General features: G+C 68.6%; 11 protein-coding genes. 7 read left to right on the top strand and 4 right to left on the bottom strand.

Annotated elements, in window-relative coordinates:
- The first annotated feature begins 34 nt into the window (after nt 1–34).
- The 7 genes from KW830_RS19550 to KW830_RS19580 all read left to right on the top strand — a co-directional run bounded on the left by KW830_RS19550 (nt 35) and on the right by KW830_RS19580 (nt 8,734).
- The gene (locus KW830_RS19550; RefSeq protein ID WP_218334128.1) at nt 35–2,194 is read left to right on the top strand and encodes a TonB-dependent copper receptor; all 2,160 of its coding nucleotides are present in this window, start codon (nt 35–37) and stop codon (nt 2,192–2,194) included.
- A 148-nt stretch (nt 2,195–2,342) separates the two neighbouring features.
- Nucleotides 2,343–2,888: a hypothetical protein gene (locus KW830_RS19555; RefSeq protein ID WP_066541244.1), complete on the top strand. Its 546-nt coding sequence runs from the start codon at nt 2,343–2,345 to the stop codon at nt 2,886–2,888.
- Between the two features lie 148 nt (nt 2,889–3,036).
- Nucleotides 3,037–3,972 carry a TauD/TfdA family dioxygenase gene (locus KW830_RS19560; protein ID WP_066541242.1) on the top strand — a complete coding sequence of 312 codons (936 nt, stop codon included), beginning with the start codon at nt 3,037–3,039 and terminating at the stop codon, nt 3,970–3,972.
- Nucleotides 3,973–4,235: 263 nt separating this feature from the next.
- On the top strand, nt 4,236–5,195 hold the full coding sequence (locus KW830_RS19565; RefSeq protein WP_255578916.1) for an ABC transporter substrate-binding protein: 960 nt from the start codon (nt 4,236–4,238) through the stop codon (nt 5,193–5,195).
- Between the two features lie 169 nt (nt 5,196–5,364).
- Nucleotides 5,365–6,357 carry an ABC transporter ATP-binding protein gene (locus tag KW830_RS19570; RefSeq protein WP_218334257.1) on the top strand — a complete coding sequence of 331 codons (993 nt, stop codon included), beginning with the start codon at nt 5,365–5,367 and terminating at the stop codon, nt 6,355–6,357.
- Between the two features lie 7 nt (nt 6,358–6,364).
- Nucleotides 6,365–7,270, top strand: a complete 906-nt coding sequence (locus tag KW830_RS19575) for an ABC transporter permease (protein ID WP_218334130.1) — start codon at nt 6,365–6,367, stop codon at nt 7,268–7,270.
- Between the two features lie 132 nt (nt 7,271–7,402).
- Nucleotides 7,403–8,734 (top strand): serine hydrolase, encoded by a 1,332-nt coding sequence (locus tag KW830_RS19580; protein ID WP_218334131.1) that lies wholly within the window; start codon nt 7,403–7,405, stop codon nt 8,732–8,734.
- A 14-nt stretch (nt 8,735–8,748) separates the two neighbouring features.
- Here the strand turns inward: KW830_RS19580 and KW830_RS19585 are convergent, their stop codons facing one another.
- From KW830_RS19585 to KW830_RS19600, 4 genes are all read right to left on the bottom strand, one after another.
- Nucleotides 8,749–9,876, bottom strand: a complete 1,128-nt coding sequence (locus KW830_RS19585) for an ABC transporter permease (protein WP_066541237.1) — start codon at nt 9,874–9,876, stop codon at nt 8,749–8,751.
- Nucleotides 9,877–10,083: 207 nt separating this feature from the next.
- Nucleotides 10,084–12,852 carry a ribosome-associated ATPase/putative transporter RbbA gene (rbbA, locus tag KW830_RS19590; RefSeq protein WP_218334132.1) on the bottom strand — a complete coding sequence of 923 codons (2,769 nt, stop codon included), beginning with the start codon at nt 12,850–12,852 and terminating at the stop codon, nt 10,084–10,086.
- Nucleotides 12,853–12,858: 6 nt separating this feature from the next.
- Nucleotides 12,859–13,938 carry an HlyD family secretion protein gene (locus KW830_RS19595; RefSeq protein ID WP_218334133.1) on the bottom strand — a complete coding sequence of 360 codons (1,080 nt, stop codon included), beginning with the start codon at nt 13,936–13,938 and terminating at the stop codon, nt 12,859–12,861.
- 15 nt (nt 13,939–13,953) lie between these two features.
- Nucleotides 13,954–15,285 carry an efflux transporter outer membrane subunit gene (locus tag KW830_RS19600; RefSeq protein ID WP_370626160.1) on the bottom strand — a complete coding sequence of 444 codons (1,332 nt, stop codon included), beginning with the start codon at nt 15,283–15,285 and terminating at the stop codon, nt 13,954–13,956.
- Nucleotides 15,286–15,396 lie beyond the last annotated feature (111 nt).

The raw sequence follows: 15,396 nt of genomic DNA on the forward strand, positions 1-15,396 counted from the left end.
TGCCTGCGCCGGTGGGCGGCGGCGTGGATTTCGCATGCCAACTTATTCCGTTTTTCCCCGGGCCGCGGCTGCGCGTGCCCCGCAGTTCCGTTTCCGCTGGTCGCCCTGCGCCCTGGTCTGTGTGCTGGCCGGGTTGCCAGCCATCGGTATCTCCAGTGCCGCTGTGGCGGCCAACGCCAACGCCAGCGACACGGCGCAAGCGACACCAGACGCCCCCGGCCGCGCACTGGGCGAGGTGGTGGTCACTGCGGTGCACGACCATTCCCCCGTGCAGGTGGTGGCCGACCCCAAGCAGCCGCGCCAGCCGATTCCGGCCAGCGATGCGGCCGACTACCTCAAGACCATTCCCGGTTTTTCGGCCGTGCGCAGCGGCGGGTCGAACAGCGACCCTGTGTTCCGCGGCCAGTTCGGATCGCGCCTGCCGCTGCTGACCAACGGCACCAACCTGATCGGTGCCTGCCCGGCGCGCATGGATGCGCCCAGCTCCTATATCTCGCCGGAGACCTATGACCAACTGACGGTGGTCAAGGGCCCGCAGACGGTGGTGTGGGGACCGGGTGCCTCGGCAGGGGTGGTGCGTTTTGACCGGCTGCCGCCCCAATTCACCGAACCCGGAGCCCGCCTGTCTGCCAGCCTGCTGGGTGCAAACGGTGGCCGGAACGACCAGACCGTGGACCTGGAGGCCGGCAACGCCCAGGTCTATCTGCGTGCCACCGCCAACCATTCCCATGGGCAGGATTACAAGGACGGCAACGGCCGCCGCGTGCCTTCCGGCTGGGACAAATGGAATACCGATGTGGCCGTGGGTTTCACCCCCGACGCCCACACCCTGCTGGAGCTGAGCGCCGGCGCGGGCGATGGTGAAGCACGCTACGGCGGCCGCAGCATGGACGGCACACAGTTCCGCCGCGACAGCTGGGGCCTGCGCTTTGAAAAGCAGCACCTCACGCCCTGGCTGGCCAAGCTGGAGGCGCAGATCTACCGCAACCAGGCCGACCATGTGATGGACAACTACACGCTGCGCACGGCCCCCACCACCGGCATGATGGCGGGCGGCATGGCCAGCAATGTGCGCCGCACCACCACCGGAGGCCGGGTGGCGGCGACGCTGCTGCCGGCTGACGGTTGGCAGCTGGTCACCGGTTTTGACGCCCAGCGCAGCCCGCACGACAAGCGCAGCGGCACGCCCAGCCTGTCCTACGACACCCAGGCATGGACGCGGGATGCCAAGTTCGCCAACTGGGGCTGGTTTGCCGAGCTGGGCTGGCAGGCCAGCGAGCGCACGCGCTGGGTGGGCGGGCTGCGCCTGGACCAGTCCGAGGCCTGGCGCTATCCCACCAGCAGCAGCGGCATGGGTGGAATGGGTGGAATGGGGGGCATGGGCGGTATGGCCGCTGCCACGGCCGACAACGACCGCGACCGCAGCGCCATGCCCAGCGGGTTTGTGCGCTGGGAGCAGCAACTGGCGTCCGGCGCCACGGTCTATGCCGGCCTGGGCCATGTGCAGCGCTTTCCGGATTACTGGGAACTGATCTCGCCCAGCAACAGCGCCGCCACGGCAGGCAATGCCTTTGCCAGCCTGAAGCCGGAAAGAGCTACCCAGCTGGATGTGGGCGGGCAGTGGAAGGGCGAGGGCTGGCAGGCCTGGGCATCGGGCTATGCCGCCGTGGTGCAGGACTACATCCTGTTCGACTATGTGGGCATGGCCTCCAATGTGCGCAACGTCGACGCACGCCGTGCCGGTCTGGAACTGGGGGGCAGCCGCCAGCTGAGCACCGCCTGGGCGGCGCAGGCCACGCTGGCCGGCACCTGGGCGCAGAACCGCAGCGATGGCCGGCCACTGCCGCAGACACCGCCGGTGGAGCTGCGCCTGGGGCTGGACTACGCCCAGGGTCCCTGGACTGCCGGGGCGCTGTGGCGCCTGGTGGCGGCCCAGCACCGCGTGGCACAGGGGCAGGGCAATGTGGTGGGGCAGGATCTGGGGGTCAGCGCCGGGTTCGGCGTGCTGTCGCTCAACACCAGCTACCGCGTGAACCCGCAGCTCAAGCTGCTGCTGGGCGTGGACAACCTGTTCGACAAGGCCTATGCCGAGCACCTGAACCTGGCGGGCAACGCCGGCTTTGGTCTGCCCGGCAACACGCGCATCAACGAGACCGGTCGCACCTGGTGGTTGCGCGCCGACATGAAGTTCTGACGCAGCCTGCAGGGACGGCACCAGGCGGTCCCCGCGTGCGCGCGGTGGCCCGCGGTGACCCACGGTGGCCGTGCTGCACGGGGTTACGATCGGCCGTCCTTCTCTCTGACAGCCCCGCCCATGGGCGGGGCTGTGTGCAAACTTCACCATGACATTCAGCGAACTTCTGGAGGCCGTGCGCGGCGCCTATACCGACACCCTGTCCCAGGCCGTGCAGCAGCAGGCCTGCCATGTGGAGCCGGCCTTGCGCACGGCGGACGGTGCGCTGGCCACCGAAGGGGAACTGGGCCTGCCTTGCCGCTTGGATGCCATCGTGCAGCAGGACGGCAACAGCCTGACCGTGGATGCGCGCAGCCGTCTGCAGTTCGATCCGGTGCAGCTGCAACTGGCTGGCACGGCCGTGACCATGGTGCCGTTCACCTGGGACTGGCTGCAGTTGGAGGTGCAGGGCCTGGGCCGGGACCGGGTGGCGCATACGCTCCAGGACTGGTTCTGGCAGGGGTTCGACGCCGAAGACCAGAATGCCCTGGCGGCCGATGGCCTGTATGGCGTGCTGCACTTTCTGTCGGACCTGCAGCCAGCCGGCGAAGGCTGGCGCAGTGCGGTCGACCTGGGCTCTGCCCCGGCCGAGGCGCTGGAAGAGCTGCTGTGGCGGCTGTCCGATGCCGGGGCGACCCAGGTCGCGCTGGGCTGAGGTCGCCCGGGTCTGCGGGCGGCGGGCGCTGTGGAATATAAAGATGATTTGTTTATAAGTAAGTCGAAATTTATTCGTTTTCAGAATGAAGAGGGCTTTCTAGACTGGCTTCCAACGTCATCCGACCGCCAGAAAAAGGAAGCCCGCCATGTCTGCCGTTCTCGCCACCTACGATTTCTCCCGTCCCTCCCGCCTGCAGGAGGCGGCGGTGCCGCCGCAGGATTTTGTGATCCGGCCGGCCCCGGGTGCCGCAGGCAATCTGGGGGCGGAAGTGGTCGGGCTGGACCTGTCCCGTCCGCTGTCGGATGCCGACTTCGAACGCCTGCAGCAGGCGCACTGGCAGCACCATGTGCTGGTGTTCCGCGACCAGCGCATCACCCCGGCCCAGCAGGTGGATTTCAGCCGCCGCTGGGGCCCGCTGCAGATCCATGTGCTGCGCCAGTTCCAGCTGGCGGGCCACCCCGAAATCCTGCAGGTCTCCAACATCCGTGATGCCCAGGGCCAGCCGGAGGGGCTGGGCGATGCCGGGCAGCTGTGGCATTCCGATCTGTCGTACAAGGAAAAGCCTTCTCTGGGCAGCCTGCTGCACGCGCAGGAACTGCCCAGCGAGGGGGGGGACACCCTGTTTGCGGACCAGCATGCCGCTTATGACGCGCTGCCGCAGGCCGTCAAGCAGCGCCTGGAGGGGCTGCAGGCCGAACACAGCTACCTGCTGCACTACGAAACGCTGCGCGCCAAGAGCCCCTGGCGCCCGGCGCTGACGCAGGCGCAGGTCGATGAGGTCAAGCCGGCCGTCCACCCCGTGGTCCACACCCATCCCGGCAATGGCCGCAAGGCACTGTTCGTCAGTGAGCATTTCACCAGCCGCGTGCTGGGCCTGACGGATGACGAAAGCCGCGATCTGCTGGACCAGCTGTTTGCCCACAGCGTGCAGCCGCAGTTTGTCTACCGCCACCAGTGGCAGCCGCACGACCTGGTGTTCTGGGACAACCGTTCGGTGCTGCACCTGGCCAGCGGCACGCCGGAACACCTGCGCCGCAAGCTCTACCGCACCACGGTGGAAGGCGATACGCCCGTGGCCTGATGCCGCGCACTGCCTGTGCTGCCCCGCAACGCTGCAGATGCCGCACCGCCGGGGAGCACTCTTGATTCCACCGCCCATGCTGCGCCATTGCGTGGCGTGAACGGGTTGCTTTGACGCTGCAGGAGCAGGTGTTGCTGCTGCTAACACTGCTCCGCAGCCTCCGTCTGGACTTCACCTTCACCATGAAAAAAATCTTTCACCTCCCCGCGCTGCGCCGTTCCGTGACCGGCACCCTGGCCGCTACCGCGGTGCTGGCCGCCGCCATGGCTGCACCTGCCGCCCATGCCAAGGAAGGCCAGCTGCGCATTGCCCAGCAGTTCGGCATCGTCTACCTGCTGCTGAACGTGGCGCAGGAGCAAAAACTGATCGAAAAGCACGGCAAGAGCCGGGGCGTGGACATCACGGTGGACTTTCTGCAGCTTTCCGGCGGCGCAGCCATCAACGATGCCCTGCTGTCCGGCAATGTGGATATCGCCGGGGCCGGCGTGGGCCCGCTGTTCACGCTGTGGGACCGCACCAAGGGCAAGCAGAACGTCAAGGGCGTGGCCTCGCTGGGCAACTTCCCCTATCTGCTGGTGAGCAACAACCCGGCCGTCAAGACCATTGCCGATTTCAGCGACAAGGACCGCATTGCGCTGCCGGCGGTGGGCGTGTCGGTGCAGTCGCGCATTCTGCAACTGGCATCGGCCAAGCAATGGGGCGACGCACAGTACAACAGGCTGGACCGGTTGCAGGTGGCCATTCCCCACCCCGAGGCAGCCGCGGCCATCATCAAGGGCGGCACGGAAATCACCGCCCACTTCGGCAACCCGCCGTTCCAGGAGCAGGAGCTGGCCGCCAACCCACAGGCGCGCGTGGTGCTGAACTCGTACGACGTGCAGGGCGGACCGGCCTCATCCACCGTGCTCTACGCCACCGAGAAGTTCCGCAACGACAGCCCCAAGACCTACCGTGCCTTCCTGGATGCACTGCACGAGGCGGCGCAGTTCGTGCAGAAGAACCCGGAGCAGGCGGCCGATATCTACCTGAAGGTCACTGGCGGCAAGCAGGACCGCAAGCTGGTGCTGGACGTCATCCGCAGCCCGCAGGTGCAGTTCACCGTGCAGCCGCAGCGCACGCTGGCGCTGGGCCAGTTCCTGCAGCGTGTGGGGGCCATCAAGGCCACGCCGGCACAGCTGTCGGATTACTTCTTTGACGATCCCCGCGTGGCGGGCGGCAACTGACGCGGCGCCGGTTTTCCGCTTGGGAGAAATGACGATGACACGCTTTGCAGCGGTGCGCCAGCGCTTCTGGCAGCAACTGGCAGCCGAATGGGAAGGCCCGGCCGGGCTGATGGCCGGGGGCCATTGGCACACCGATCTGGCCGAAGCCGCGGCCGTACCCGCCGCCGTCATGCCGTGGCCGACCCATGCGGCGCCGGTGCACAGAACGGCCGTGGGGCAGGAGGCGGCAGCATCTGCCGCCGCTGCCGCAGGCGAAGTGTCGGCGCACGCAGAGCACGGCACCCAGCCGCTGCTGCAGGTGCAGGATGTGAGCCTGGTCTACGCTACCACGCGGCAGCAGGTGCGGGCCACGCACCGGGTCAGCCTGGATGTGTTCGAAGGCGACCGCTTTGTGCTGCTGGGCGCTTCGGGCTGCGGCAAGAGCAGCCTGCTCAAGGCGCTGGGCGGCTTCATCACCCCGGCCGAAGGGCAGATCCTGCTGGACGGCCAGCCGGTGCACGGGCCCGGTCCGGACCGGGTGGTGGTGTTCCAGGAGTTTGACCAGCTGCCGCCCTGGAAGACGGTGCGCGAGAACGTGATGTTCCCGCTGCTGGCCTCCGGCCAGCTGCCACGCGCAGCGGCACGCGAACGCGCCGATGCCGTGATCGCCAAGGTGGGCCTGGCGCAGTTTGCCGATGCGCACCCGCACCAGCTGTCCGGAGGCATGAAGCAGCGCGTGGCCATTGCCCGTGCGCTGGCCATGCAGCCGCGCGTGCTGCTGATGGACGAGCCTTTTGCCGCGCTGGATGCGCTGACCCGCCGCCGCATGCAGGAGGAGCTGCTGGCGCTGTGGGAGGAGTTCCGCTTCACGCTGGTGTTTGTCACCCATTCGATCGAAGAGGCGCTGGTGGTGGGCAACCGGATTGCCATCCTCTCGCCCCATCCGGGTCGGGTGCGGGCCGAGGTCAACAGCCATGCCTTCGATCTGGCCAGCCAGGGCAGCGAAGCCTTCCAGGCCACGGCCCAGCGCATCCACCGCCTGCTGTTCGAGGCGCCGCCCGTGGCCGCTTCGCCCACCGCTCCCGGTGCGCAGCCGCCGTCGGCGGCCCCGCCCGTGCGGGAGGCGCGCGATCTGGCGGACGGTCTGCAACCCACCTGGGCCACCATGCCCGTCAGCCTGTGAGCACGCCATGAGCACGATCACCGCTATCCCGGACCGGAATCCCCAGGCGGCCACCCAGCCACCGGTGCGCCCGGAATACGAACGCGCGCTGGAGCCTCTGGGCACGGTCGCTCCCACCCAGCCCCTGTCCTGGTTTGCCCGGCTGTGGGGACTGGCCGCCGTGCGCCGGGGGCTGATCCTGGCCGTGCTGGCGGCGCTGTGGCAGGCGCTGGCGCTGTGGCAGGACAACGATCTGCTGCTGCCCACGTTCACCGCCACGGTGCGCGCTCTGGTGGAAGGCTGGGCCAGCGGCGAGCTGCTGGGCAAGGCCGTGGCTTCGCTGGTGGTGCTGGTGCAGGGCTATGCGCTGGGTATTGTCGGTGCGCTGGTGCTGACCACGCTGGCGGTGTCCACCCAGCTGGGGCGCGATCTGCTGACCACGCTGACCAGCATGTTCAACCCGTTGCCCGCGATTGCGTTGCTGCCGCTGGCGCTGCTGTGGTTCGGTCTGGGCCAGGGCAGCCTGCTGTTCGTGCTGGTGCATTCGGTGCTGTGGCCGCTGGCGCTGAACACCTATGCGGGCTTCCAGGCCGTGCCCGAGACGCTGCGCATGGCGGGGCGCAACTACGGACTGTCCGGTGTGCGCTATGTGCTGCAGATCCTGATTCCGGCCGCGCTGCCGTCGATTCTGTCGGGCCTGAAGATCGCCTGGGCCTTTGCCTGGCGCACGCTGATTGCGGCCGAGCTGGTGTTCGGTGCCTCCTCCGGCAAAGGCGGGCTGGGCTGGTACATCTTCCAGAACCGCAACGAGCTCTACACCGACAAGGTGTTTGCCGGCCTGCTCACCGTGATTGCCATCGGCCTGCTGGTGGAGACCCTGGGCTTCCACACGCTGGAGCGCCTGACGGTGCGCAAATGGGGCGTGCAGCGCTGAGCACTGCCTGGGCGCCGGTCTCGCGGTTCGCCTGGGTGCGGCGCCGAAGGGTGTTGCCGGGGCGGTAGACGGCAGGTTCTGGCAGCATGCAGGGAGGTGCTGTGGGGCGCCGCCTTCTGAAAGCCTGCTGCCATGACATTGCCACACCGTGTTTCCTCCGTCGCCTGTGCATGGCTGCTTCTGGCATCGGCCGGGGTGCAGGCCCAGGTCCAGACCGCCTACCCCGATGCCGCGGCCAGTGACCCGGCCCGCATGGGGTGGATGGTGGGGTCGCCGCCGCCTGCCGACCGCGTGCTGCGTTTTGACGATGGTTCGTACTTCCGCTTTCCGGCACTGCGCTGGAGCGTGGCCCATTTTCGCCAGCTGATGCCCACGGTGAATGTGTCGCGCGGGCTGGGAGCCCCTGTGGCGCTGCCGCGTGCGTTGCGCCGTGATATCGATGCGCTGCAGTTCCTGCCCCTGGGGTCCGACCAGCCCATGAGCTGGGAGCAGTCGCTGGCCGCCAATTACACCGACGGGATCGTGGTGCTGCACCGCGGCCGCGTGGTGTACGAGCGTTACTTCGGTGCGCTGCAGCCCCAGGGCCAGCATGCGGCCATGTCGGTGACCAAGTCGTTCGTGGGCACGCTGGCCGCCATGCTGGTGGCCGAAGGCCGGCTGGACCCGGCACGCCGCGTGGCCGACTATGTGCCGGAGCTGGCGGCTTCCGCCTTCGGCAGCGCCACCGTGCGCCAGGTGATGGACATGACCACCGGCATCCGCTTCAGCGAAGACTATGCCGATCCCAAGGCCGAAGTCTGGGCCCATGCGGCCGCAGGCAACCCGCTGCCCAAGCCGGCGGACTACAACGGCCCGCGCAGCTATTACGAGTTTCTGCAGACGGTGCAGCCGCTGGGCACGCATGGCGCGGCCTTTGGCTACCGCACGGCCAATACCGATGCCCTGGGCTGGGTGCTGGCGCGGGTTTCCGGGCAGTCGGTGGCCGAGCTGCTGTCCGACCGCATATGGAGCCGGCTGGGCACCGAGCAGGATGCCTATATGACGGTGGATGCCACCGGTACGCCTTTTGCCGGCGGCGGCCTGAACCTGGGCCTGCGCGACATGGCACGGTTCGGAGAGATGCTGCGCAATGGCGGGGTGTTCCAGGGCCGGCGCATTCTGCCGGCCGCTGCGGTGGCCGACATCCGCCGCGGCGGCAATCCGGCCGATTTTGCGCAGGCCGGCTACCGCCAGCTGCCCGGCTGGTCGTACCGGAACATGTGGTGGGTGACGCACAACGCCCACGGGGCCTTTGCCGCGCGTGGCGTGCATGGCCAGACCCTCTACATCGATCCCCAGGCCGAGATGGTGATCGCGCGGTTTGCATCACACCCGGTGGCCGGCAATGCGGCCAACGACGCCACCTCGCTGCCGGCCTACCATGCGCTGGCGCTGCACCTGATGCGCTCCGGCAAGGCGCCCTAAGGCGGCCTAGCGGGTCAGGCCATCTGGCTGATGGTCTTTCGAAAACGCGCGAGGGACAGGGCGAACAGCGCAGCGCCGATCACGGCCAGTGCGGCAAACGGCTTCCACACCACGTCCAGGCCTGCGCCGCGGTAGAGGATGGCCTGGCCCAGTTCCACAAAGTGCGTGGTGGGCGCCAGCAGCATGATGTCCTGCACCAGCTGGGGCATGGATTCGCGCGGGGTCATGCCGCCGGACAGCAGCTGCAGCGGCAGCAGGGTCAGCACCATCAGCAGGCCGAACTGGGGCATGGAACGCGCCACCGTGGCCATGAAGATGCCCATGGCCGTGGTGGCAAACAGGCACAGCGCCGCGCCGGCCATGAACAGCGGAATGCTGCCTTCGATCGGCACCTGCAGAAAGCCGCGCACCACCAGATTGAGCGACACCCCGGCCGCCACCAGCACCACCGCCCCCATGGACCAGACCTTGGCCAGCATGATCTCGGTGGGGGTGACGGGCATCACCAGCAGGTGTTCGATGGTGCCGTGCTCGCGCTCGCGGATCAGGGCCGCGCCGGTCAGGATGATGGACAGCATGGTCACGTTGTTGATGATCTGCATCAGCCCGCCGAACCAGACCTTGTTCAGCGACGGGTTGAAGCGCGCACGCAGCTCCAGATCCACCGGCAGCGCGCTGGCCGAGCGGTGGCGCTGGGTGAATTCAGTGATTTCGGCCGTGACGATCTGCTGGATGTAGCCGCTGCCCGAAAACGCCTGGCTCATGCGGGTGGCGTCCACATTCAGCTGCAGCTCGGCCTTCTTGCCGGCCAGCACGTCGCGCTGGAACCCGGGGGGAATGGTCAGGGCAAAGGTGAAGCGGCCGGCATCCATGCCGGGGTCGACCTGCTGCCATTCCAGCATCTGCGGGGGCATGAACTGCGGCGGATAGAAGGCCGAGCTGATGCGAGCCGACAGCGGCGACTGGTCCTGGTCCACGATGGCGATGGGCGCGTGGTGCAAGGTCTCGGGCATGGCCGAGGCGGAGGTGTAGACCGAGGCGGTGAAGGTGTAGACGATGAGCACCAGCATCACCGGGTCGCGCCACAGGCTCCACAGTTCCTTGACGCCCAGGCGCCAGATGTTCTTCAGGCTATGCAGCATGGCATGGCTCCCCCTGCATGGTTGGGTGGTTCGTGCGGGGCGCCGGGCCCGCAGGCGGGATGCCTGGGGGGACCCCGGTCGCATGCCCGGACCCCGTTCGCCAGCGGCAGCGCGCCGGCGCCGCTCCGCCGCGAGGCGGCCGTCGCCCCGCCCCCGCGCAGCGAGCGCGTGGGGAGAAGGCGGACAGCGACGCTGGGCGGTGTTCCATCATTTTTCCTGCTTGGGCAGTGCCCAGATGGCAATGCCCATGATCACGGGGATGGCCAGCAGCAGCGGCACATAGGCGCTGCCCAGGTCGTGCAGGCCCAGGGCCTTGCTGAACACGCCCCGGCTGATGGCGAACATGTGGGTGGCGGGGTAGATCTCGCCAATCCAGCGGCCCGCGCCTTCCAGCGAGCTGACCGGGTCGGTGAGGCCCGAAAACTGTGTGGCCGGAATCAGGGTGCCCAGCATGGCGAAGAACAGGGCGGCGATCTGGCTGCGGGTGACGGCCGAGGCCAGCAGCCCCATGCCGGTGGCGATGATGGCAAACAGCACGGCGGCCAGTGTCAGCGCCACAAAGCTGCCGGTCATGGGCACGCCAAAGGCGAACACGGCCATGGCGCACATCAGCAGGTAGTTCAGCAGCGCCAGGGCCACATAGGGCAGCTGTTTGCCCAGCAGGAATTCCGTGCGGGTCACGGGCGTCACGTACAGGTTGACGATGGAGCCCAGCTCTTTTTCACGCACCACGGCCAGGGCGGTGAGCATGGCGGGGAACATCAGCAGCAGCATGGGAATCACGGCCGGCACCATGGCCGGCAGGCTCTTCACGTCCGGGTTGTAGCGAAAGCGCGTTTCGATGGAGACCTGGCTGCCCATGCTGGCCCCCGTGCGCTCGCGCACCTGCTGGGCCAACCAGTGCTGGTGCATGCCCTGCACATAGCCTTTGACGGTCTCGCCACGCTGGGGCATGGCGCCGTCGAACCAGGCGCCCACGGCCACCGGGCTGCCGCGCAGCACGTCGCGGCCGAAGCCCGGCGGGATCTCGATGGCCAGTGCGATGGCGCCGCTGCGCATGCGCTGGTCCAGGTCCTCGTAGGAGGTCAGTGGAGGCTGCTCGATGAAGTAGCGCGAACCCGACAGGCTTTGCGTGTAGCTCTGGCTCAGCGTGCTCTGGTCACGGTCCAGCACGGCGAATTTCAGGTCCTCCACATCCATGCTGATGCCAAAGCCGATCACCACCATCAGCACCAGCGATCCCACCAGGGCCAGCGTGGCGCGCACCGGGTCGCGCTGCAGCTCCAGCGATTCGCGCCACAGATAGCTCCACAGGCGCTGCAGGCTGAAGCGGGCAGGGTCCTTGCCGGCATCCGGCGCCGTGACGGCAGGGGCGGCCGTCGAGGGGGCAGCGTCCTTGGGGGCATCGAGCTGCGGCGCCGCCTCGCCCGAGGCTTCGACCAGATAGCCGATGAAGGCCTCTTCCAGGGTGGCTGCGCCGCGCTTGGCGGTGAGCGCGGCGGGCGTGTCGCTGTCCAGCACCTTGCCGGCGTGCATCATCGACATGCGGTCGCAGCGTGCGGCCTCGTTCATGAAGTGGGTGGAGATGAAGATGGTCACGCGGTCGCGGCGCGACAGCTCCACCAGCAGGCGCCAGAACTGGTCGCGCGCCACCGGGTCCACGCCCGAGGTGGGCTCGTCCAGGATCAGCAGTTCGGGCCGGTGCACCATGGCCACGGCCAGCGACAGGCGCTGGCGCAGGCCCAGGGGCAGCTTGTCGGGCAGGTCCTGGCGCTCTCCGGTCAGGCCGAAACGCTCCAGCATCTCCTGCACGCGTGCCGGCACATCGGCTTCGGGTACGTGGAACAGCCGGGCGTGCAGCACCAGGTTCTGTTCCACCGTCAGCTCGCCGTAGAGCGAAAACGCCTGCGACATGTAGCCCACGCGCTTGCGCGTGGCGATGTCGTTGGGATTCACGGCCTTGCCGAACAGCCAGGCCTGGCCTTCGCTGGCCGGCATCAGTCCGGTCAGCATCTTCATGGTGGTGGACTTGCCGCAGCCGTTGGAGCCGAGAAAACCAAAGATCTCGCCCCGGCGGATGCGGAAGTTCACATGGTCAACGGCGACAAAATCGCCGAAGCGCATGGTCAGGTCCTGGGCCTCGATGGCGATGTCTTCCGCGCCGCCGGTGCCGGCGGGCAGCGGGGGAATCACCACTTCGGCGTGGCCGCGCTTCTTGGCTTCGGGCAGCAGGGCAATGAAGGCCGCCTCCAGCGACTGCGTGGCGGTGCGTGCCAGCAGCTCGGCCGGTGTGCCGGTGTCCAGCACCAGGCCGTCGTCCATGGCCACCAGCCAGTCAAAGCGCTGGGCCTCGTCCATATAGGCCGTGGCCACCAGCACGCTCATCTGCGGGCGGGTGGTGCGGATGCGCTGGATCAGATCCCAGAACTGGGCGCGGGCCAGCGGGTCGACGCCGGTGGTGGGCTCGTCCAGGATCAGCAGGTCCGGATCGTGGATCAGTGCACAGCACAGCCCCAGCTTCTGCTTCATGCCGCCCGAGAGCTTGCCGGCCGGACGCTGCAGGAATTTCTTCAGGCCGGTGCTCTGCGTCAGATCGTCGATGCGGGCGCGGCGCTCGGCCGCATCGTGGCCGAACAGGCGACCGAAGAACTGCAGGTTCTCTTCCACCGACAGCGTGGGGTACAGGTTCTTGCCCAGGCCCTGGGGCATGTAGGCGATGCGGGGGCAGACGCGGTCGCGGTGCGCCTTGCTGCGCATGTCGCCGCCCAGCGCCCAGACTTCGCCCTGCTGCACCGCGCGGGCGCCGGACAGCAGCGACAGCAGACTGGACTTGCCCACGCCGTCCGGGCCGATCAGGCCCACCATGCCGCCCGCGGGAATGTCCAGCGTGATGCCGCGCAGGGCCTCGGTGGCGCCATAGCGCAGGTGCACATCCTGCAGCCGGGCCGCAGGCGGGGCGGAGAGGGAGATGGCCATGCGCGCTTACTCCGGCAGCTTCACCTGCAGGTGGGCGGGCCACTGGGCGCCGGGTTCAGCCAGCACCCAGGCCTGGCCGGGCAGGCCGGTCTTGACCTGCTTGAGGTGTTTCTGCAGCAGCTCGGGGTCGATCTGGGCCCTGACGCGGAACATCAGTTTCTGGCGCTCGCTGGCGGTTTCCACGGTCTTGGGGGTGAACTGGGCCGTGCTGGCCACAAAGCTCACGGTGGCAGGAATTACCCATTGCGGCGCGGCGTCCAGCACGATGCGCACCTCCGAGCCCAGCGCCACGCGGCCGGCCACGGTTTCGGGCAGGAAAAAGCCCATGTAGACGTCCGACAGGTCCACCAGGTTCAGCACCTTGCCGCCGGCACCCAGCACCTCGCCGGGCTGGGCCAGACGGAACTGCACGCGTGCATCGCGCGGTGCGGTGAGCTGGCTGTCGTCCAGTTCGGCATCGACGCGCTGCACGGTGGCGGCCGCGGCCTTGACGGCAGAGTCCGAGCCGGTGACGTCGGCACGGGCCGCCTCGATGGCGGCCTTGGCGGCGGCGGCCTGGGCCTGGGTGGCCTTGAGTGCGGCTTCGGCGCCGCGCACGCGGGCACGGTCATCGTCCAGCTCCTGCACGGCGCTGGCGCCTTCCTTGGCCAGGGTTTCGGACCGGGCCAGGCGGCGGCGGGCCGCGTCCAGCTCGGCTTCACGCTGGCTCACCATGGCCAGTGCAGCGGCGTGGTCGCTTTCGCGCAGCGCCACCTGGGCCTTGGCGGCGGCCACGGTGTGCACGGCACGGTCCTTGCCGGCCACTGCTTCGGCGCGCTGGGCCTGCAGGGCGTGGATCTGCATGCGTGCCAGCAGTTCGCCGGCCTTCACGAACGCGCCTTCGGTGACCAGGATCTCTTCGACCCGGCCGCCGAGCTTGGTGGCCACGTCGATCTCGGTGGCCTCGATGCGGCCGTTGCCGCTGGCCAGGCCGGCATCGGCATGGCTGGCCTGCCATTGCTTCCAGGCGTAGCCGCCGGCCAGCACCAGTGCGGCGGCCACGGCCACCAGGGTCAGGGATTTCTGGGTACGGGGGGACAGGGACATGGCGGTGGACTTTGGTTAGGGGTTCACGGGGGCCGGTGCGCCACCCAGGGCCGTGTACAGGCTGACCTGGGCGGTCTGCAGCGCGTAATGGGCCTGCACCGCCTGCTGGGCGGCGGTGAGCAGGTCGCGCTGGGCATCCAGCACATCCAGATAGGGCGAGGCGCCGTTGTCGTAGCGCAGCTGGGCCAGGCGGGCGCGTTCCTGCAGCACCTGCAGGTTGTCGCGCTGCACCTGGGTCTGGCGGGCCAGGTGGTGGCGGGCGGACAGTGCATCGGAGACTTCGCGGAAAGCGGTCTGCACGCTGCGCTCGTAGCTGGCCACGGCACTGTGCTGGCGCACGGCCGCCAGGTCCAGGTTGGCGCTGCGGCGGCCGCCATCGAAGATCGGCAGCGAGATGCTGGGGGCAAAGGTCCAGGCCTGGCTGCCGGAGCCGAACAGCCCGTCGAGCTGGGCGCTGGCCGTACCAAAGCTGCCGGTCAGTGCAATGCGCGGAAAGAACGCGGCGCGTGCGGCGGCCACCTGGGCGTGGGCGGCCTGCAGCTGGTACTCGGCCGCGACGATGTCCGGCCGGGCCTGCAGCAGGGCCGAGGGGAGGCCCACCGGCACGGCGCGGAACACGGAGGCCCCTGCAGGCAAGGCCGGCAGTTTGGCCAGCTGGGCCGTGGGCTGGCCCGTCAGCTGCGCCAGGCTGTGGGCGATCTGGGCACGTTCCTGTTCTAGCGAGACGGCCAGCGACAGCGCCTGGTTGTGCAGGCTTTGCACCTGGGTCAGCGCGTACTTGGAGATGCTGCCCACTTCATAGCGGCGGGTGAAGATGCGCAGCGTTTCTGCCCGGCTCTCGACGGTGCTGCGCGCCAGGCGCAGGCGTTCGTCCAGCTCGCGCAGCGCCAGGTAGCTGCGCGCCACCTGGCCCAGCAGGCTGAGCTGGGTGGCCCGGGCGCCTGCGGCAGTGGCCAGGTACTGCTGCAGGGCGGCTTCGTCCAGGCTGCGCACGCGGCCCCACAGGTCCAGCTCCCAACTGTTGAGGCCCACGAACACCTCGTGGTCGCTGCCGGTGACCGGGCGGCCGCTGACATTCAGGTCACCCGGCACGCGGGCGCGGGCGTGGCTGCTGCCCACCGCCAGCGTGGGAAAACGGTCGGCCCGCTGGATGCCATGGGCGGCACGGGCCTCTTCCACGCGCAGCAAGGCCAGACGCAGATCGTGGTTGTGGGCCAGGCTCTGTTCCAGCAGCTGGGCTAGCGTGGGATCCTGCACCATGGCGCGCCAGTCCGGCAGGACGGCATCTGCAGCGGCGGTGCTGCCGACAGGACTGTCTGTGGGCCACTGGCCGGGCACCCGGGGCACAGCCACTGAGCAAGGCGGTGCACAGCACGGCAGCGACCCAGGTGGGGCGACCCAAGAGGGGCGTAAATACAGGTGTTTGCATGGCAAGGCACTCGGTATGGCCAGTTCAAG

It is taken from the genome of Comamonas sp. CMM03 (assembly GCF_019218715.1).
Taxonomy (GTDB): domain Bacteria; phylum Pseudomonadota; class Gammaproteobacteria; order Burkholderiales; family Burkholderiaceae_C; genus Comamonas; species Comamonas terrigena.